General features: G+C 59.5%; 21 protein-coding genes, 1 pseudogene and 1 riboswitch. Of the genes and pseudogenes, 19 read left to right on the forward strand and 3 right to left on the reverse strand.

Translation table 11 applies throughout. The features are described from left to right. The first annotated feature begins 107 nt into the window (after window positions 1-107). From OS242_RS11325 to OS242_RS11335, 3 genes are all read left to right on the forward strand, one after another. Window positions 108-341, forward strand: coding sequence for a hypothetical protein (locus tag OS242_RS11325; protein ID WP_267151806.1), 234 nt, complete (start codon window positions 108-110; stop codon window positions 339-341). A gap of 101 nt (window positions 342-442) precedes the next feature. Then, window positions 443-874, forward strand: coding sequence for a MarR family winged helix-turn-helix transcriptional regulator (locus OS242_RS11330; RefSeq protein ID WP_267151807.1), 432 nt, complete (start codon window positions 443-445; stop codon window positions 872-874). A gap of 142 nt (window positions 875-1,016) precedes the next feature. Further along, window positions 1,017-2,246 carry an MFS transporter gene (locus OS242_RS11335; protein ID WP_267151808.1) on the forward strand — a complete coding sequence of 410 codons (1,230 nt, stop codon included), beginning with the start codon at window positions 1,017-1,019 and terminating at the stop codon, window positions 2,244-2,246. Window positions 2,247-2,314: 68 nt separating this feature from the next. On the opposite strand, the gene OS242_RS11340 is transcribed toward OS242_RS11335, so the two are convergent. Then, complete coding sequence (locus tag OS242_RS11340; protein ID WP_267151809.1) at window positions 2,315-2,539, reverse strand: hypothetical protein; 225 nt, start codon at window positions 2,537-2,539, stop codon at window positions 2,315-2,317. 200 nt (window positions 2,540-2,739) lie between these two features. Between OS242_RS11340 and OS242_RS11345 the strand changes: the two are divergent. Then, window positions 2,740-2,919 (forward strand): annotated as a pseudogene (locus tag OS242_RS11345) (iron-sulfur cluster biosynthesis family protein); the annotation flags it as partial. A gap of 42 nt (window positions 2,920-2,961) precedes the next feature. Here the strand turns inward: OS242_RS11345 and fabI are convergent. Next, complete coding sequence (gene fabI, locus OS242_RS11350; protein ID WP_267151810.1) at window positions 2,962-3,732, reverse strand: enoyl-ACP reductase FabI; 771 nt, start codon at window positions 3,730-3,732, stop codon at window positions 2,962-2,964. Window positions 3,733-3,975: 243 nt separating this feature from the next. Between fabI and OS242_RS11355 the strand changes: the two genes are divergently transcribed. The 5 genes from OS242_RS11355 (at window position 3,976) to OS242_RS11375 (ending at window position 7,858) form a co-directional block, all read left to right on the forward strand. Next, window positions 3,976-4,500 carry a DUF4178 domain-containing protein gene (locus OS242_RS11355; protein WP_267151811.1) on the forward strand — a complete coding sequence of 175 codons (525 nt, stop codon included), beginning with the start codon at window positions 3,976-3,978 and terminating at the stop codon, window positions 4,498-4,500. 24 nt (window positions 4,501-4,524) lie between these two features. Continuing rightward, window positions 4,525-5,115: a DUF4247 domain-containing protein gene (locus OS242_RS11360; RefSeq protein ID WP_267151812.1), complete on the forward strand. Its 591-nt coding sequence runs from the start codon at window positions 4,525-4,527 to the stop codon at window positions 5,113-5,115. A gap of 36 nt (window positions 5,116-5,151) precedes the next feature. Continuing rightward, on the forward strand, window positions 5,152-5,898 hold the full coding sequence (locus OS242_RS11365; RefSeq protein WP_267151813.1) for a YidC/Oxa1 family membrane protein insertase: 747 nt from the start codon (window positions 5,152-5,154) through the stop codon (window positions 5,896-5,898). A gap of 62 nt (window positions 5,899-5,960) precedes the next feature. Then, a complete protein-coding gene (locus OS242_RS11370) occupies window positions 5,961-6,392 on the forward strand; it encodes a hypothetical protein (RefSeq protein WP_267151814.1) in 432 nt (143 codons plus the stop codon). A 26-nt stretch (window positions 6,393-6,418) separates the two neighbouring features. Continuing rightward, window positions 6,419-7,858 (forward strand): NAD-dependent succinate-semialdehyde dehydrogenase, encoded by a 1,440-nt coding sequence (locus tag OS242_RS11375; protein WP_267151815.1) that lies wholly within the window; start codon window positions 6,419-6,421, stop codon window positions 7,856-7,858. A 37-nt stretch (window positions 7,859-7,895) separates the two neighbouring features. Here the strand turns inward: OS242_RS11375 and OS242_RS11380 are convergent, their stop codons facing one another. Then, window positions 7,896-8,714 carry a metallophosphoesterase gene (locus OS242_RS11380; RefSeq protein WP_267151816.1) on the reverse strand — a complete coding sequence of 273 codons (819 nt, stop codon included), beginning with the start codon at window positions 8,712-8,714 and terminating at the stop codon, window positions 7,896-7,898. Window positions 8,715-8,831: 117 nt separating this feature from the next. Here OS242_RS11380 and OS242_RS11385 point away from each other — a divergent pair, with 117 nt between their 5' ends. From OS242_RS11385 to OS242_RS11430, 10 genes are all read left to right on the forward strand, one after another. Beyond that, a complete protein-coding gene (locus OS242_RS11385; RefSeq protein WP_267151817.1) occupies window positions 8,832-9,347 on the forward strand; it encodes a DUF402 domain-containing protein in 516 nt (171 codons plus the stop codon). Window positions 9,348-9,401: 54 nt separating this feature from the next. Then, on the forward strand, window positions 9,402-9,905 hold the full coding sequence (locus OS242_RS11390; protein WP_267151818.1) for a hypothetical protein: 504 nt from the start codon (window positions 9,402-9,404) through the stop codon (window positions 9,903-9,905). 171 nt (window positions 9,906-10,076) lie between these two features. Continuing rightward, the gene (gene fabL, locus OS242_RS11395; protein WP_267152006.1) at window positions 10,077-10,826 is read left to right on the forward strand and encodes an enoyl-[acyl-carrier-protein] reductase FabL; all 750 of its coding nucleotides are present in this window, start codon (window positions 10,077-10,079) and stop codon (window positions 10,824-10,826) included. 66 nt (window positions 10,827-10,892) lie between these two features. After that, complete coding sequence (locus OS242_RS11400; RefSeq protein WP_267151819.1) at window positions 10,893-11,261, forward strand: hypothetical protein; 369 nt, start codon at window positions 10,893-10,895, stop codon at window positions 11,259-11,261. Between the two features lie 88 nt (window positions 11,262-11,349). Beyond that, window positions 11,350-11,538: riboswitch (cobalamin riboswitch) on the forward strand. 147 nt (window positions 11,539-11,685) lie between these two features. After that, window positions 11,686-13,002: an S-layer homology domain-containing protein gene (locus OS242_RS11405; protein ID WP_267151820.1), complete on the forward strand. Its 1,317-nt coding sequence runs from the start codon at window positions 11,686-11,688 to the stop codon at window positions 13,000-13,002. A gap of 78 nt (window positions 13,003-13,080) precedes the next feature. Further along, window positions 13,081-14,355 (forward strand): DUF4430 domain-containing protein, encoded by a 1,275-nt coding sequence (locus OS242_RS11410; RefSeq protein WP_267151821.1) that lies wholly within the window; start codon window positions 13,081-13,083, stop codon window positions 14,353-14,355. A 174-nt stretch (window positions 14,356-14,529) separates the two neighbouring features. Then, window positions 14,530-15,432: an energy-coupling factor transporter transmembrane component T gene (locus OS242_RS11415; RefSeq protein ID WP_267151822.1), complete on the forward strand. Its 903-nt coding sequence runs from the start codon at window positions 14,530-14,532 to the stop codon at window positions 15,430-15,432. Continuing rightward, a complete protein-coding gene (locus tag OS242_RS11420; RefSeq protein WP_267151823.1) occupies window positions 15,433-17,169 on the forward strand; it encodes an ABC transporter ATP-binding protein in 1,737 nt (578 codons plus the stop codon). Beyond that, window positions 17,166-17,885 carry an ECF transporter S component gene (locus OS242_RS11425; protein WP_267151824.1) on the forward strand — a complete coding sequence of 240 codons (720 nt, stop codon included), beginning with the start codon at window positions 17,166-17,168 and terminating at the stop codon, window positions 17,883-17,885. Before OS242_RS11420 ends, OS242_RS11425 begins: the two co-directional genes overlap by 4 nt. After that, window positions 17,872-19,395 (forward strand): S-layer homology domain-containing protein, encoded by a 1,524-nt coding sequence (locus OS242_RS11430; protein WP_267151825.1) that lies wholly within the window; start codon window positions 17,872-17,874, stop codon window positions 19,393-19,395. The genes OS242_RS11425 and OS242_RS11430 overlap by 14 nt, the downstream gene beginning before the upstream one ends. The last annotated feature ends 31 nt before the right edge of the window (window positions 19,396-19,426 follow it).

Genomic DNA, 19,426 nt, shown 5'->3' on the forward strand with positions numbered 1-19,426 from the left:
TTTCTGTGACCTGTTCTTTCTACTTTACCCTTTCCTGTGGCACAGTACTGTCAGGGATGCTACATTTTTTCCCGATGAGATGGTATGATACAGGGGAGGTGAGGACTATGTCTCTCTGGTTTCAATCGCCGATGCCGAAAAAATATCAAATTTTCTTCTTCCTGTGGGTGCTGATCGTGATGGGGTCGTTTGCCTCTGTCGGGATCGCGTTCTCGTATATGGAGCATGGACTGGCTTTGATCTTGTTTCTCGCAGCCATTCTGTTGACCGGCATTGGATTTATGATCCGCAAGCGCGTCATGCGCAGCTTGGGTTGGATCGAGCAAAAACCGAAAGCATAAGAGGACCTTTTTTCTAAAAAGGTCCTTTTACTTTTTAAACTTGACGGATGGAAGGTCCATCCTTAAAATGGAATCAGGCACGTGTTCTGGGGGGAACCGCTATGGAATTCGAGTTGCTGAGATCGATCTATAACACTTTGCGCAATGTTCATGATCTCTCGCTGAAAAACTTCAGCAAAAAGACAGCGGAGCATGGTGTGACGCCGACGCAGTTTGGCATGTTGCGGTGGATCCCGGTGCAAGGGGTGACCACGATGTCCGATCTGATTCGCAAGGTCGGATGTGCGCCGAGCAACATGACGACGATGATCCAGCGCCTGGAGCGAGACGAGATGGTCAAGACGATGAAAAATCCGGAGGACCATCGTGAGACGCTGGTCTCCTTAACCGATCTCGGCCGGGAAAAGCGCGAACATCTCGAACCGATGTACGCGTCCTATCTGGCGGAGTGCTTCGGCACGTTGGAGCGCGAGGAGCAGGAGTCGTTGCAGGTGATCTTAGAAAAATTGGAAAAACATCTCACGCGGGACTGAAAAATTTTTTTGGACGATATTTCATATACGAAACTTCATATATGAAATGAATGTCCGGCAAAGGTGGTTCACAGGCGGCTTTGATGTCTGCCTGTTTACTCATTCAATGAGATAGAGACTTTTTGAAGGAGGCAACAAGAACATGTCTACTCAAGGAACTGCTGCTGCCCCGGAGTCGAGACTGCTGATGATCTTCGCGCTGTGCGCGTTTCTCGTCGGGCTCGACGCGCTGGTGGTGGGTCCGCTGGTCCCGGCCATCGCCGTGGACCTCGGAATGGAGCTGGAACTGGGCGGTCTGCTGGTGACGGCGTACGGCCTGCTCTACGGTCTGTCCGCTCCGCTGTTTGGCCCGGTCTCGGACCGATGGGGCCGCAAAAACATGATGCTGCTCGGGATGTTCGTCTTTGCTGTCGGCACGGCGTTGACCGCTGCGGCGACCGACCTGACCACGTCGCTGATCTACCGCGGCATCTCGGGTCTTGGCGGTGCGATGCTGATGCCGAGCGTATTTGCACTGATCGGGGATACTTTCTCTTTTGAAAAGCGCGGCAAAGCGATGGGTTTAGTCATGGGTGCGATGATCGGGTCGCAGATCGTTGGCGTGCCGGCGGGCACGTTCTTGGCGGGGCTGGGTTCGTGGCGGCTGTCATTCCTGCTGATCGCAGGCCTTGGCTTCCTGGCGATGCTGGTCATCCTGGCCGGCATTCCGAAAGCACCGCCGACGCGGGCGATCCCGGTCGGTCCGGTGAAGGCGTATCAGTTGCAGTTCAAGACGGCCTTCTCGACACCGTCGGTGTTTTACGCGCTGCTCGGCACGTTCCTGTGGACGGCCGGTCTGCAAGGGATGTTTGCATACGTCGGCGTTTTCTACACGGTCAACTTTAACCTCGCGATTGAAAAGATCGGTCTGGTGGCGATGTGTGCGGCTGCCGCATCGATGCTCGGTTCGACGATTGGCGGACGCATGTCCGACAAGTTTGGCAAAAAGCGGGTCATCGGCTTTGCAGCGGTGCTGAGCGCGGTCGGCGTTCTGACGTTTGCACTGATGACGGGCAATTTCTGGGGCGCGTTTGTGGCGCAGATCGTCTGGGCTGCCTTTGTCGGTGTCGGGCAGGCGACGCTCACCGCTCTGTCGTCCGAACTGTCGCCGCAAGTACGCGGCACCGTGTTGGCGCTCAACTCGTCGGCGCTGTATATCGGTCTGATGACGGCGACCGCTGTGTCGGCGGCGATGCTCAATAACTCGATGAGCTTCCTCGCGATCGGCATCATGTGCGCCCTCTGCTCGCTGGCGGTCATGCCGCTGGCCCTGTTCAAGATCAAGGTCGCAGAGCCGGAGCAAGCGCAGCAACCGGTGGCGGCTGCGAAGTAAATACTTACAAAAGAACTGCATAACGGAAAGGAGCCTGGCATCGCTTGACGCCAGGCTCCTTTTTTGATTCAATCATAGGTCACGGAGTAGGGGTGGTCATAGTCGCCGCCGTAGACCGGCAAGCCGCCTCGGGACTCGATCTCTTTTAGGACGGCGTCGTAGATCTGACGACCGGAATCGTTGAGATAGCGGGACAATCGTTTCATGGTGTCTTGGTGGTAGGCGAGTTCTTCGATGGTCCATTTTTCATACGGAATGTCGCGCAGGTTGTCGATGGTCCGTCCGACGTACATCAGTCAGCACCTCCCTCCTGTTAGGGTGTGCCGGGCTGATGCACACTATCCGAAAAGAGGAGGGAGGTGAGACGATGATCAAACTGAGCGACAGTGCGCAGGCGGAGTTGACGACAGCTCTCCCCGAGGGGGAGACAGTGACGGTGCGCTTTTATATCGAGATGGAAGGCGGTTGAAGCGCCACCTTCGACTACAACCTCGTTCTGGATGAACCGAGGGCCGATGATGAAGTGTTCACATTTGACCGCGTGCAGGTGGTGGTGGATCGGGCGAGCCTGCTGTATGTGGATGATCCGATTACGATCGACTACGAGCCGGGGGAGGGTGCGTACCGGCTCCGCGTGCCGACGCACGTGATACCGGATCGGTTTCGATTGTAAAAAGAAAAGAGAGAGGGGCAGATGCCCGTCTCTCTTTTTGATTTAGCCCATGATGCTGTAGCCGGCGTCGACGTGGATCGTCTCGCCGGTGATGCCGCCGGACATGTGCGACGCGAGGAACAGCGCGGTGTTGGCCACGTCGTCCTGCGTGACGTTGCGGCGCAGCGGAGCTTTCTCCGCGACGGTGGAGAGGATCGAGGTGAAGTTGCGCACGCCGCGTGCAGCCAAGGTGTTGATCGGGCCAGCGGAGATCGCGTTGACGCGGATGCCGGACGGGCCGAGGTCGGCTGCCAAGTAGCGGACGCTGTGGTCGAGAGCCGCTTTGGCGACGCCCATGACGTTGTAGTTGCCGATGACTTTCTCACCGCCGATGTAGGTCATCGTGATGATCGAGCCGCCTTCGGTCATCAGGTCTTTTGCGCGTTTTGCAACAGCGACCAGCGAGTAGGCGGAGATGTCGTGTGCCAGCAGGAAGCCGTCGCGGGACGTGTCGGAGAAATGACCTTCCAGCTCTTCCGATTTGGCAAACGCCAGCGAGTGGACGACGCCGTCCATCGTGCCCCATTGCTCTTTCAAAACGGCAAATGCCGAGTCCAGCTCTTCATCGCGGGTCACGTCGACGGAGATCATCGTCGAGCCCGGCATGGTCGATTCGACGAGCTTTTGAACACGAGATTCGAGACGTTCGCCCTGGTAGCTGAAGGCCAGCGTCGCTCCTGCGCCGTGCAGTGCCTTGGCGATCGCCCACGCGATCGAACGGTCGTTGGCAACGCCCATGATCAGGAACTTTTTACCGGCTAACAATTGGTTCATGTCCAAAACTCCTTTTTGTACGGTTGAGTTGTATTATCACACAGTCTTAGTACCTAGTCCTATCTTCTCTTCTATCTTGGCGTATTTCGTCCTTGAGAGCAAGTCCATTTTTTCCGGCTTTTCCCGGCAAAGTTCGATGAATGCCGACAGAGTGATGGTGCAGGCTATAAAAAGAGTGAAACGCAACGCCCAGAGCGACGTATACCTTGATACAGAAACTTCGAGGGCAGGAGGAACTCACTCATGGGCATTTTTGAGCGGATCAAAGGGATCTGGCGAGCCAATCAAGGCGACGGCACGTCGGTGCCAAAGCGTACGCTGACCAGCCTGCGCGTCGGCGATATCGTCAGCTATGATCTCAACGACTACACGGTTGAAGGGGTCACCACCTACCGCAACGGCGGGCAGCGCAAGATCGGCTACGTCCTCTTTGACGGGCTGCACACGCGCTATATGCTGGTCGACGACCGCGAGACGACGCGCGTGCAGGTGTTCGAAACGCTGGAGGCGAGACTGGAGAAGCCCGACGAAATCAACCACGAGATGGTGTTTGAAAACGTCGCCTATTACGAGATCGCGCGCGGTGAATCGACGGTGGCGGTGCAAGGCAAAAGCGCATTTTCCCAGTATGACCCGGTGTACTGGTGGCTGCATCAAGCGCAAGGCGGCGGGCTCATGCTGTTCGAATGGCAACAAGGCGAGATCATCATCCGCGTCGGACAGGCGATCAAACCGTACGAGGTGAACGTGCTGGCCGGCAGCGAGTAAAGGCAGCAAGGGGGTACTTGCGACATGACAGGGAAGGTCCAGCGTGTGCAGGGGCTCGCGGCCGTGCTGACAGTCTCCGTCCTGCTGGCCGGTTGCGGCGCGCAAAATGCGGCGGAGCAGGCGGTCCGCGAGCGTTATGTGCTCGAAGATGTGCAGGGAGCCGGTGACACGCAGCAAAAGGTGTATCGAGCGGAAAACCGCACGGTGCCCGACGTGGCGCAGGAGATCGCGGCGAACGACCGGCCTGACGAGATCTCGAAATCCAGCGAGGAGCGGATGTTCCTCGTCTACCCGAACCAGATGATCCATGTGCAGCAAGACCCGGAGAAAAAAACGGACGCGCTCGTCGAGGTCAACACGAAGGAGTTTGTCCGTCAGCACTATGACCCGAGCTTTTTGCAAGGGTTTATCGCGGCCACGTTTCTCTCGACGATGTTTGGCAGCAACTGGCGCGCCTATCCGCACGGCAGCTATACCGGATACGGCGACTACCGCCGCTACCGGGATCCGCGCACGTCGCCGACCTATCGCACGCCGACTGCGCCGACCCGGTCGCCGAGCTATACGCCGCCTGCATCCCGTCGGGGCACGGGCCGCGTGATTCGCAGACGATAAGGGAACATCACCCACTCACAGAAAGCAGGATGAAACATGAGCAATTGGGCTCCGATACTGTTTTTGGCCAATCTGTTGCGGCCGGTCCTCGAAGGGATCGAGTCGTTTGTGCATGACTACGGTCTGGCGGTGGTCTTGCTGACCGTGCTGGTGCGTCTCGCGTTGTTCCCGTTCACGGTGAAGCAAGCGAGATTTGCTTACAAGAACCGCATTTTTATGAAAGCATACAAAGAGGTGCAGGCGAAGTTCAAGGACAAACCGGAGAAACTGAAAGAGGAAGCGGCCAAGCTGACTCTGGAGCATAAATTTAACCCGTTCTCGATGATGGGCACGATGATCTTGCAGATGCCGATCTTTGCGGCCGTGTATGCGGTGTTCTACCACTTTGGCACCGATATCACCACGTCGCTGATCCCGTGGGTGTCGTCGCTCGGGATGATGGACCCGTCGCATGTGCTGCCGTTGTTGGTGGCCGGTCTCAGCGCAGCGGGGGTGCTGGTGCCGATGATCTCCCCGGAAGGCGCCGAAGGGGTGCAGCAGGCGGGCAAGATGATGCCGATCCTGATCATGTTCCCGGTGATGCTGTTCTTCCTGTGGAAAGCGCCGGTGGCGATCGCGCTCTATATGGGCGCCTCGTCGGTGTGGGGGATGGCCGAGCGCCTCTTCCTGCGCAGCCGGTTCGCGGTGCGCGCGCTCCGGCTGGACCCGGCGATGCAACCGGCGGTCGTCTCGCCTGCAGCAGCAGGAGAGAGCGGAGCGGACGGGGAAAGGAAACAAGCGTAGCCGACGGGGCTGCGCTTGTTTTATGGTGTGATGGAGCTGTCAACAGAGGGGAGGGGACGGGCATGTCTTATACGGCGGTGCCGATCATTCGCGATGAGCCGCTGACGTTTGGCAGCGAGCACCTCGCGCTGGACGGAGCGGAAGGGGAAGCTTTTAAAAAAGCGATGCAAAGCCTGCATCCGCGTCTGTTGCCGCAATTGAAGGAAAGCGCGTTGCTGTCGGAGGAAGACAGCGCATTTTGCGTGGCAGGCGGGATCTTTGATTATCAGCGGGGGCAGGAATTGGTCTTTGACGGGGCAGACTATCGGTTGTCGCATTGTGCGGAGAACTTTTTTGATTTTTTGCTGACTCCGCAAGAATGTTTGCAGATCCTGGAGGATTCGCGGGGGTCTTATGCGAACCTATTAGAGGGAGAAAAAGCGACCGGTCGGTTGGCTGTGCTCACTTCTTGGTGGGAACAGGGCTGCCGCGTGCTGCTGCTCCAACATGCGTAAGCGATATGAAAGGGAGGATGTTGTACATGACGACTGCAACGACTACCGGCAAACTCTACATAAACGGGGAATGGATCGAAACCGAATCCACGTTTGAAGTCATCAACCCGGCGAGCGGGGAAGTGATCGGCCACGTGGCGGACGCGACGTTTGAGCATGCGGAACAAGCGCTTGCCGCTGCGAGCAACGCGTTCAAGACCTGGTCGAAAACGCAAGCACACAAACGCGCGATGGCCCTGTACAAATGGTACGAACTGATCATGAAAAACCGCGACGAACTGGCGCACCTGATCACCGCGGAGAACGGCAAGCCGTTCCCGGAAGCGCGCGGCGAAGTGGTTCACTCCGCGACCTTCGTGCAATGGTACGCAGAAGAAGCGAAGCGCGTCTACGGTGACACCGTCTCCTCGATGGAAGCGAACAAGCGCATCACCGTGCTGCGCCAACCGGTCGGCGTGGTCGCTGCGATCACCCCGTGGAACTTCCCGGCCGACATGGTCACCCGCAAGATCGCTCCGGCGATCGCAGCAGGCTGCACCGTGGTCCTGAAGCCGGCGGAACAGACGCCGCTGACCTCGCTGCGCCTCGTGGAACTGGCGCATGAAGCGGGCATCCCGGCCGGCGTCATCAACGTCCTGACCACCAAAGACCCGGTCGCGGTCGGCACGATGATCACCACCGACAAGCGCGTGGCAAAAGTGACCTTCACCGGCTCCACCGAAGTCGGCAAGATCCTGTACCGCAACGCAGCTGACACGATCAAGCGCATCTCCTTCGAACTGGGCGGCCATGCGCCGTTCATCGTGTTCGAAGACGCGGACATCCCGGCTGCTGTCATGGGCCTGATCAACTCCAAGTACCGCAACGCAGGCCAAACCTGCATCTGCACCAACCGCGTGTATGTTCACTCCTCCATCGCAGAAGCGTTCGCAGAGGAAGCGGCGAAAGCGGTTGCGGCGCTGAAAGTCGGCCCGGGCCATGAGAAAGGCAATGAAGTCGGTCCGGTGATCGAGCCGGAAGCACTGGCAAAAGTCGAGCGTCACGTGGCGGACGCGCTGGAAAAAGGCGCGAAGCTGCTCGCAGGCGGCAAGCGTTGGGGCGAAGTGGGTCACTTCTACGAGCCGACCCTGCTCGGCGGCTGCACCGAAGACATGCTGATCACCAACGAAGAGACGTTTGGTCCGGTCGCTCCGATCATGACCTTCGAGACGGAAGAAGAAGTGCTGGAGCGTGCGAACAACTCCGACTACGGTCTGCAGGCATACGTCTACACCCGTGACCTCGGCCGTGCGATCCGCATGCAAGAGGGCCTCGAGTACGGCATGGTCGGCGTGAACGATCCGGTGCCGTCGATCTCCGTGCAAACGCCGTTTGGCGGCATGAAGCAATCGGGCGTCGGTCGCGAAGGCGGCAAGTACGGCCTCGAAGGCTTCCTCGAGTACAAGTATGTGTCGACCGCTTTCTAAGATCTTTTAGAGGCAGAGGCGACATGCAAAACACACCCTACGCTGTGCGCAGAGTGTGAATGGTAAGTTCCGGTCGGGTGCCGAGTCGGACGTTGAGTCCGGCTTGGCCCAGCCCGTCGGAGATATAGACCGATTTGCCGTTGACGGTGTGCAGGCCGGAGATCACGTTTGCTTTCGGCAGCTCGCCCATCGGGAAGAGCTTGAACGCGCCCGGGATCTTGAATTGGCCGCCGTGCAGGTGGCCGGACAACAGCAGATCGACTTTGTGATGTTCTTCGAAGTGCAGCGCGATGTTCGGGTCGTGGGAGAGCACGAGGTTAAACATGCCTTCCTCCACGCCGCGGAAGGAGCGGTGAATGTCCGATTTGCCAAGGCAGAAATCATCGATGCCGATGATGTTCAGACGCTGGTCGCCGTGCAGGATCGAACCTGCTTCGTTGACGAGCACGTTGACGCCTTTGGCGCGGATCTTTTCTTCCAGCTCTTCGATGCGGTCGCCGAGGTAGTGGTCGTGGTTGCCCCAGACCATCCAGACGCCGTGTTTGGCGCCGACTGCGAGGATTTCATCGAGATATTTCATGAATTTATCCATGTTTTCGTATTTGTCAAGGTAGTCACCGGTCATGACGATCAGGTCCGGAGACGCATCTTGGATCAGGCCGGCCAGACGGCACGGTTTGATCGACAGACGTTCCATATGCAGGTCGGAGAGCTGCACGATGCGCAGGTCCCCGTGTCCGCCACCCTGCGGCAGGGTCATCTCGACTTCACGGATGACCGGGCGGAACGTGTTGGAGTAGCTGTAGCCAAGAAGAGCAGCGACGAGGACAACAACGATCATCAGAGTCCAAAACATCGAGAATCACCTTCTTTTCTTTTTTTGTTTTTTACGATCTTATGTCAACAAGATATGAGTCTAGCAGGGATACTCCGAGAATGCTACCCCTCAAATCTTGGCACGGGAGGGTCGCCGATGAGAGAAGTGAAGATGCAAAGCTACAAACACGACGGACGGGAGCACCGCCGCTGGGTGAAATTGTATGAATTGCCGGGTGAGCGCGGGGTGCTGGTGATCGACCCGGACACGCCGGTGGTGGAGAGCGACGGCAAGTCGTGGTCGAGTCCGTTTCCGGTGATCTACTGGGTGCATCCGGAAAAGTGGTACAACGTGGCGGTGCTGTGCCGGGAGACGGGCACGGCTTACTATTGCAACGTCGCGTCGCCGATCCGGTATGAGGAGGGAGAGTCGCTCTATACGTTTATCGACTATGACGTCGATCTGATCGTCAGCGAGGACGGGGTCGGCGAGATCGTCGATGAGGAAGAGTTGACGGAGCATGCGCATGCGATGCAGTACCCGCCCGACGTGCTGAATAAGATCGCCGAGGCGACGGCGGAGCTGGTCGCGATGCAGGAGGCGCAGGAAGGGCCGTTTGACCCCGATCTGGTGAGCCGTTGGTTGAAGGTGTGGGAGGAGTATGCCTCATAAGATTGGAAGAGGCAGGAAATACTTTTCTTGACATCAATCAAGAGGTGAATGCAGATGACGAGGATGAAATGGATCGCGGGCGCGATGATCGCAGGTCTGATGCTAAGCGGCACAGGATTTGCCTATGCAGCGGTGACAGAGCCGGTGCACAAGGGTCATCACCAACTGACCGACGAGCAAAAGCAGGCGATCAAAGACGCAGGCGTCGACCTGAAGGTGTTGAAAGACGGGCATCAGCAGATCCGCCAGTCGTTCAAGGCGTTGCATGAAAAAGGCGAGGCTCTGAAACAGGCGGTGCAGAACACGACCGACGAAGAGCTGAAAAAGCAACTGAAAGCGGACATCTACGACATCCACGCCGGCCTCGACAAAGTCCACGCCCTGCACAAAGCCAACAAAGACCTCCGCCACGAACTGAAAGCGGCCGTCGAAGCGAAAGACAGCGCGAAGATCAAGGAAGCGTATGAGAAGATGCTGGAGAATCAAAAGCAAGAGCTGGCCCTGATCGAGCAAGCAAACAAAGCGCTCGATGCCGAACTGGCGAAAGTGAAGAAGTAGCATCGATACGGAAAGAAACGGCCTGGAAAGCAGGGCCGTTTTTTCGTGCTGGTGGGTGGAGTGGGTCTCTTGTTTTTTGTTGTACTCGTTGTGCCAACAACACATTTTTAGATGTGGTAGAATCGTAGTGGACAATCATGGACTGACAGGAGGAATTTACATATGGGTCAATTGGAAGGCAAAATCGCGCTCGTCACCGGCGGGTCGCGCGGGATCGGCAAGGCGATTGCGCTGCGTTTGGCATCGGAAGGCGCGGACGTGGTGATCAACTTTTTCCGCAACCGCAAACCGGCTGAAGAGACCAAAGCGGAGATCGAAGCGCTCGGCCGCAAATGCCACATCATCAAGGCGAACGTCGGTGACTTGGACAAGATCGGCCTGCTCTTTGACGAGATCCAAGAGGTGATGGGCGGCCTCGACATCCTGATCTCCAACGCCGCATCCGGCGTGCAGATCCCGGCGATGGAAGTCGAGGAGAAGCACTGGGACTGGACGCTCGACATCAACGCCAAAGCTCTGCTCTTCCTCGCACAAAAGGCGGCTCCGCTGATGGAAGCCCGCGGCGGCGGTGCCATCGTGTCGCTGTCCTCGCTCGGCTCGCGCTACGTGCTGAAAAACTACACCTGTGTCGGCGTCTCCAAAGCCGCGCTGGAGTCGCTGACCCGTTACCTCGCCGTCGAGCTCGCTCCGAAGAACATCGTCGTCAACGCCGTCTCCGGTGCTGCGGTCGACACCGACGCGCTCAAGCACTTCCCGAACCGCGACGAGATGATCCGAGATGCCATCGACCGCACCCCGGCGGGCCGGATGATCACGCCGGACGACCTCGCAAACTCGGTGCTCTTCCTCTGCACCGACCAAGCGCGGATGATCTGCGGGCAGACGCTGCTCGTCGACGGCGGCTACTCGCTGACCATGTAGTTTGACCTCCTCTCCCGCGTCTTGTAAGATGAAGGTAATTCATTGGATAGGGAAGAGGTGCCACCTATGTTGACGGAACAAATTTTTCGCAGCCAGGAATACATGGTCATCCAAGCGGCCATCGCCGCTACGAACTTTGCAATCGGCGCGTTTACGGTCGAACTGAAAGGCATGGAAGCGCTTGGCAACACCGAGATGGTCGAAAAGCTCAACAACGCGCTGAACAAAGCCAAAGCCGACCGCAAATTTGCCATGAGCCTGTTTGAAGTGCAGATGGAGGGCAACTTCAACTCCGACGAAGACTTCAAAAAGGTGCTCGATCTCGTACATAGCTACAACTCGCTGATCGACCACTCCTTGATCAACGGCCGCTCGGCCTTTCTGCCGCTCGGTGCTGTGCCGCACCTGCGCTTCGAGCGCTACGAGGAGCAATAAGATCGGACCCTTCACCGCCTGTTTTTTCAAACAGGCGGTTTTTTTCTGTCAACCAATTGTGGAAACGGCAGGGGTTTGATACACTGATTGAGGAATTTACTTTTATAGTGGTAGCCTCCATGACGAGGGAAAGCGGTGCAAATCCGCTGCAGCCCCCGCTACTGTAAACGGTTACGGCGTTCGCGTTTTCACCCATTGTGCCCGCAGCGGCATGAGAAGGGGCGGACGACCGGTTGGAGCCGTGAGCCAGGAGACCTGTTTTGGATGCCGCACCCAAGGACCCTTCGGCGGGAAGAGTTCGGGTAGAGCGACGCGGGTTTTTTGTGCCCGGTGTCTGCTGTGTCCGGAGAATAACGCTTCCAACCGCCTTTGGTTTGGAAGTTTTTTTGTTTTCGTCGAAATGGAGAGGAGAACGAACTCGGGTATGAAGATGAAATGGATGAATTGGATGGTCTGCATGATGCTGATCATCTCGTTGCTGGTCCCGGCTGTGAGCGCGTCGGCAGCCGAGGACACCGCGTATGTAAAAGTCCGACTCGTCGGTCTTGGCGACGATGTGAAAGAATCCTGGCTGCCGGTGCGCGCGGGCTCGTACGTTAACACGGCAGGCGAGTCGGTCGCGCTCGACAAGCCGACGGCGATGGGCGCGCTGGTGCAGATCGCTCGCATGGAGCATCTCGACTACAAGGCCGAGACCACGGCGTACGGCGTGTATGTCAAGCAAGTCGGCACCTATCAAGAGAAAAAGCCGACCGCCAACATGGGCTGGGGCGTCTGGGTCAACGGCAAAGCGCCGGGCGTCGGCGCGGAATCGGCGGAAATCAAATCGGGCGATGAGATCGTCTGGGGCTTCTACGATTGGGAAAAGACGCTCTACCCGCAGGTGGAGATGCCCAAATACGTCAAGGCGGGCGTTCCGTTCGAAGTGAAAGTGACGGCGGAGCAGACCACGTATGATGCAGAGTTCAACCCGACGGTGACCACGGTCAACGTCGAAGGCGCGACGGTGAAACTGAAAAACACCGAAGCTGCGTTTGTCACCGATGCCAACGGCGTGGCGCAGATCACCTTGGCACATGCGGGTCTCGCACAACTGACCGTCGAGAAGTTTAACACCGACGGCACGCCGCTCCTGCTGCGCTCCGGCGACGTGCAGGTGCTGGCTGCGTGGCAAACCAACACCTTTACCGATCTCGCAGGGTATGAATGGGCGACCGCATCGATTCAGCAACTGGCCGACAAAGGCATCGTCATCGGTGACGGCGCAGGCCATTTTGCTCCGGGTCGTTCGGTGAGCCGAGGCGAGCTGGCGAAGATCCTGTCGCTGAGCGGTGATCTGAACTTTGGTGTGAAGGGCGGATTTATGGATGTCGGCTCGACGCATCTCTTCAAAGACTATGTGCAAAACGTGGCGTACAAAGGCTACATGAACGGCTATGCGGCAGGCGATCTGCAAGCTCCCGATTACCTGTTCAAGCCGGAGCAAGGACTGACCCGCGAAGAACTGGCCGTCGTGCTGGTGCGTGCAGCAGGTCTGCAACCGTCGAACACCAAAATGCTGCTGCCGTACTCCGACCGGGAGAGCGTGAAGGAGTACGCGGTTCCGTATCTGCTGACCGCGTATCAAAACGGTCTGATGAAGGGCGACGCGGAAGGCACGTTCCGTCCGCAAGCGACGGTCAAACGCGCCGAAGCGGCAAAAGCGTTGGTCAACGTTCTCAGCAAGTACGACGTGAAGTAAGATAAGGGATGGAAGACGGGGCTCCTCGCGTGAGTGAGCCTCGCTCTTTTTCCAAAGCGGGCAAAGGAGGAACTGGCGATGAAATTGGCAAAAGGGCTTGGATTTTTCGTTGCGCTTGCCTTGGTGACGGCGGCGACCGGATGCGGGACGGAGAAAAACGCGGATACGCAACGCTCGGAACAACTGCCGGAGCAGGTCGTCGAACTGCCGGAGCAAGAAGCGGAGCAGAAGGAAGCGGAACAAAAAAACCAAGAGCTGACGGAGGAGGAAAAGGCGAAGCAGGCCGCGCAGGAGAAAGCTGGGGCGACCGATCCGAATACGCCGGTGTCGAACCAGCCGGGCGGAAAGAAAAACGCTTCGTCGGTCGGTGGCGGGTCAGCGACTTCCGGTCAGGGAGGCGGTTCGGCTGCGAATGGCGGCGGTTCGGCTGCGAACGGCGGGGGAGCGACTTCCGGCAACGGCGGTTCTGCGCAGCCGGAGAAGCAGATCGCCGGGAAGTATCAGCTGACGGTGACGGAGAATTTTGGCAAGCACGGGGTGTTTTCGCAGTCGGTCGGCTATACGAAGGATCAGATGGTCCTCGATGTGATGCGCGAACATTTGGAGATCGAGACGGAGTACGGCGGCGGATTTGTCAACTCGATCAACGGGACCAAGTCGGGCTATACGGACAGATCGATCTTTACCCGGAAACAGCGGGATTGGTTCTACTACGTCAACGGCAGCATCTCGGCGGTGGGATCGGACACGTATGCGGCGAAGAGCGGCGACGAGGTCTGGTGGGATTATCATGACTGGTCGGGGAGCGGCAGCACCCTGTCTGCGGTGATCGGGTCGTATCCCCGTCCGTTCACGGTCGGGTACAACGGAGCGACGCCGGGCACGGTAGTCTACTTCGGTGCCGGTCACGCGGAGGAAGCAAGCCGGGTGGCGAGCGCGTTGAAGGCGGCAGGTGCCGGGAATGTGAGCACTGCCGCGTACGGCAATCAGGATCTGATGGCGGCGGGGACGAACACGGTCCTCGTCGGTACGTGGTCGGAACTGAGCGGGCAGTCGAACATCGCCGATCTGTTTGCTTCGCCGCAGCGGTCGGGTCTGTATGCGGCGGTGAACGGGGACCGGATGACCGGGCTGACCTACAAAGGCAAAGGCACCGACGCGTCGGGCGCAGGAGCGATCCTCGCCACCGCGACCGGCAGCGGCGACACGACCCCGACATGGCTCGTCATCGGCGCGACTGAGGCGGGGCTTGACAGCGCGGTGCACACGCTGGTCAACAACCCCGGCGCCCTGCGCGGCAAACTGGGCGCTCTGATCGAAGGCGGCACGGTGACCGGCGTACCGGTGGAGTAAGGGCTGCAGGGAGGATGATCGTTGCGACGTCGTATGCGGCTGATGGCTGTATGAAGGGTGATCGTTTCGGCATCGTAAGCGGCTCTAAGTTTGATGGCAGTGTGAAGGATGATCGTTGCGACATCGTAAGCGATTCGATGTCTGATGGCTGTGAATTTCGATAGAGGTGTTCTTATGAACCGCAAGCTGTTTTCGTTTGGTTCTGGTCCGTTTTTCCGTTATCATGCAGCGACGTTGACGGTGTATCCGATGTTGTTGCTGTTTCTGGCGGTGGCGTTGCAGCATCCGATCTTTCTGTTGATGCTGCTGGCCGTTTCCGTTTTGGCCGTGTGGCGAGGCGGGGGGCTGTCTGCTTTCGGGACGATCTTGCGGTATGCGTGGCCGTTGTTGCTGTTGATCGTGGTGCTGAATGTGCTGGTGTCGAAGGACGGCGCGACGGTGCTGTGGATCGGGCCGAACCTGTTTCTGCTCGGCAAGATCCGTCTGACGATGGAGGCGTTGCTGTTTAGCGGCGTGATGGTGGTGCGGATGTTGATCGTGCTGGCAGCCGGTGCACTGTTTGTGGCGTGGCTGTCTCCGGACAGGTCGCTCGGTCTGCTGGGCCGGATCGCCCGCCGCTCCGCTGTCACGGCGATGATGACGACGCGCCTCGCACCCTATCTCGCCGAGCAGTCGGAGCAGATTGGCGACGTGCTGCGCACGCGCGGGGTGCGGCTCGATCAGGGCGGACCGGTGCAGCGCATCGCCGCCCGCAAGCCGATGGTGTCCGTGCTGTTGATCTCCGCGCTGGAAGGCTCGTGGCAGGTCGCCGAAGCGATGGAAGCTCGCGGCTACGGCATGGGTCGCCGCACCTCGTACACCCGGGAGCGGTGGTCCCGCCGCGACGGGCTGGCATGGGCGGCGATGACGGCCGCCGTGTGGCTGACGGTGCAAAGTGCATGGTCCGGCTGGAGCGAGTTTGTATTTTACCCGCGTTTGATCGGTTGGCCGTTTGCGGGCGGGGCGTGGATCGCCGCGCTGGTGCTGGGCACGCTGTTGCTCGTGCCGCCGTTGTTTGCGAAAAGGAGTCGAAGATAGATGACCCGCTATGATCTGCAACTGGAACAATTCACCTATCGCTATCCGGATGCCCCGCGCCTCACCCTCGACCGAATCGACTGGCAGGTGGAGCGAGGGGAATTTGTGTTGCTCGCCGGTCCCTCCGGCTGCGGCAAATCGACGCTGCTGCGCGCCCTGAACGGACTGGTGCCGGAGTTTTACGGCGGCGAGATCGGCGGACGTGCGCTGTTTCGCGGGCGACCTCTAGCGGAATTTCCCAACCGCTCGATCGCACGCCATGTCGGGATGGTCTTCCAAGATCCCGAGAAACAACTGGTGATGTCGGAGGTCGAGCGCGAGATCGCGTTCGGTTTGGAAAATCTGCTCGTGCCGGAGAGCGAGATGCGCCGCCGGGTGGCGGAGGTGATGTCGTTCTTTGACCTCACCGCACTCCGTCACCGCGCCACCGCCGACCTGTCCGGCGGGGAAAAGCAAAAGGTCGCCATCGCCGCCGTCATGGCGTTGCAACCGGACGTTCTGCTGCTCGACGAACCGACGTCGCAGCTCGATCCGGGCGCGGCTCAGGAGATCCTCGACCTGATCAAGCGGATGAACGAGGAGCTCGGCCTGACCGTCGTGCTCGTCGAACAGCGGCTCGACCGCGTCCTGCATCTCGCCGACCGGATCGTCGCCATGCACGAAGGGCGCATCGACTATGACGGCGAACCGCAAGGATTTGCCCGCTACGCCTCGGAGCAACGCCCGGAATTGCTGCCGCCGGTGACGAAACTGTTCGCCGATGCGGGTCGCCCGGAACGCCCGCTGACGGTGAAAGCCGCCCGGCAAACGGTCGCGTCGCTCGCTGGCGTTCGTCCGGCTGCCGACCCGAATGGCGGTGAGTCTGACAAGCGGAGCCTGTCCCGATTTTTCCGAAACGTGCGGCGCATGTTTCGCGGCGGTGAGTCTGAAGGTGCGATGTTCGAAGCCCGCGATGTGCGATACGCCTACCCGGATGGGGAGGAAGTGCTGAAGGGACTGGATCTGGACATTCTCCCCGGCCGCCTCACCGCGATCCTCGGGCCGAACGGGGCGGGCAAGAGCACGATGCTTCGCCACCTGATCGCGTTGCTCAAACCGCAGGAGGGGCGCGTCCGGATCGACGGGCAAGAGACGAGCTGTCTCGACCCGGCCGACCTCGCCGGAAAGGTGGGGTATCTCTCGCAATACCCGGCCGACTATCTGTTCCACGAGACGTTGCGGGCGGAGTGTGAGTTTTCGCGCCGCCTGATCGGACTGCCTGTCGGGACGGAAGAGGCGGAGCGGGAGATCGACGCGGTGCTCGACGGACTGGGCTTGCTCGCCGCCCGCGACCGCAACCCGCGCGATCTGAGCGGCGGCGAACGGCAACGGGCCGCGCTGGCCACCGTGCTCGTGCAGCGGCCGGATGCCTTGCTGCTCGATGAGCCGACACGCGGGCTGGACAGCGGACAAAAGGATCGGCTCGGCGCATGGCTCAGCCGTTTCGTCGAGGACGGCGGCACGGTGATCCTGATCACGCACGATGTGGAGTTTGCCGCCGAATACGCGCAGGAGGTCGTCCTGCTGGATGACGGGGAAGCGGTCGCTCACGGTGCACCGCAGGAGATGCTGGCCCGGGGCCTGTTCTTTGCCCCGCAGACCGGACGCGTGTTTCGCGGCGTGGACGACCGCATCGTCCGCCTCGCCGACGGGGTGGCCGCCCTGCGCAACCTCGCGGGTGAGGAGGAGTCCCGATGAAGCGTCGTCTCTACTCCGCCTTGCTGATCTTGCTGACCGTCGCGCTGGCGTTCCTCGCCTACACGTACTGGCCGGACGGGGATCTGAACTGGGCGTTGACCTCGCTGTTTCTGCTCCTGCTCGGCCTCGGCCTGTTTTATCTGCGCTACGAGCGGGCTGCTGTCACGTCGAAAGAGACGGCGGTGATCGCCTCGCTGGCAGCGGTGGCCATCGTCGGGCGCATCCTGTTTGCGCCGTTTCCAAACTTCAAACCGACGACCTACATCGTCCTGCTGGCCGGGTATGTGTTTGGCCCGCGTGCCGGGTTTATGGTCGGGGCGACGGCGGCTCTCGTGTCCAACTTATTTTTCGGGCAAGGTCCGTGGACGCCTTGGCAGATGCTGGCGTGGGGTCTGGTCGGCGTGACGGCCGGCTGGCTGGGACGCGTGCGCGGAGAGCGCGTGACGGCGTGGGAACTGGCCGGATTTGGCTTGATCTGGGGTTTTTTGTTCGGCTGGATCATGAACCTTTGGACGTGGCTCTCAACGATGTACCCGCTGAACTTCACGACGTGGTGGCTCACCAACGTGCGCTCTTTGCCGTTTGACATCGCGCATGCGGCGGCCAATGTGTTGTTTGCCCTGTTGCTCACGAAAACGTTTCTGCCGATCCTGCTACGGTTCCGGCGCAAATTGACGACGACCACCTTGGAGGTGCTGACAGATGAAAAGCGTTAAGAGATGGACGGCGCTCGCCCTGACGGCTGCGCTCCTGCCGATTGGCGGCATCGCGCACGCAGCAGACAACGCGACCCTGCAACAAAGCCGCGACAACGCGATGAACTACATGCACCAAGAGCTGAGCAAAAACCAGTTCCGCTACGTGCTCGACTGGCCCGCTCTGGCGATCTATGCGGCGGGGGAGGATGTGACCGGGCCCAAGTGGAGCACCCTCGACGGCAAAAACGGCGTCAAATGGCGCGAGTCCGATCTGCTCAAACAGGTGAACATCGGCGATGCCACCACCGATTTTGAAAGCACGCTGCTCGGCGCGTTGGCTGCACATCAAAACCCGCGTGCCTTCGGGAAAAAGGATCTCATCCAAGCGATTCTTTCCTCCCAGCAGGAAAACGGCAAATTTGCCGACACGATCTACGGCTGGGGCGAGGACCTGCTCAACGCGCATGTCTACGGCATCATCGCGCTGTACGCAGCGGGGCAGCCGATTCCCAAACAAGAGCTGGCGGCCTCCTATCTGCTCGGCAAACAGCATGCGGACGGCGGATTTAACTGGTCGTCGGATGCAATGTCCGACCCGGATATCACGGCGATGGCGTTGATCGCGATGAAGGCGTTGGACCTTGACGCGTCCCATCCGAACGTGCAAAAAGCACAGAACTATTTGAAAAACATCCAAAAGGACAACGGCGGATTTGTCGCGCTCGGGGTGGAAAACAGCGACACGTCTTCGATCATCATCGAAGCGCTGCTGATGCACAGCATCGACCCGGCAAGCTGGGACAAGAGCGGCGGCGACCCGGTCGACAACCTGCTCACCTATCAGACGGCGGGCGGCTCCTTCTCACACGTGCGCGGACAGACGGCATCCAACCTGATGGCGACGCAAAACGCGGCGACGGCACTGTCCGGCCTGCTGACAGGCAAATCGGTCTACCAGCGCCTGCACGAGCAAAACGATGGTAAATCGTGGAGCTCCGCCTTCCCGGATCTCCCGTACTCGCACCCGTACTATGCGGAGGTGACCAAACTGGTCAACCTCGGCGTGCTTAACGGGCGCACCGACGGCACCTTCTCGCCGGAGGACCGCGTCACCCGCGAGCAGTTTGCCAAGATCCTCGTGCTGGGCGCGGGGCAGGGCGACGCAGTCGGACCGCGCACCTCGCAGTTTCGCGACCTCGACTACAACGGTTGGGCCAATCCGTACGTCAAGCTCGCCTTCGACCAAAAATGGATCGTCGGCACCTCGGCCGATACGTTCGCTCCGACCGGGCAGTTGACCGGCGCTCAGATCATGACCGTGCTCGTGCGCATGCTCGGTCTCGAATCGGCTGCCAAGGCGTATGAGACGCAGAGCGGTCAAGGCTGGCCGGCGGGGCACATGCACGTCGCCAAGGCGCAAGGTCTCTACTATCCGAACCTCGCCGCACACCAACCGGCCACCCGTGCCGAAGTGGGCTACGCATTTGTCCGCTACTATGAAGCGGCGATGAAACAAGTGGCGAACTAGACTAGACAGCGAGGGCTGTCGATGCAACGAA

Source organism: Tumebacillus lacus (assembly GCF_026410385.1).
In the GTDB taxonomy this organism is placed as follows: domain Bacteria; phylum Bacillota; class Bacilli; order Tumebacillales; family Tumebacillaceae; genus Tumebacillus; species Tumebacillus lacus.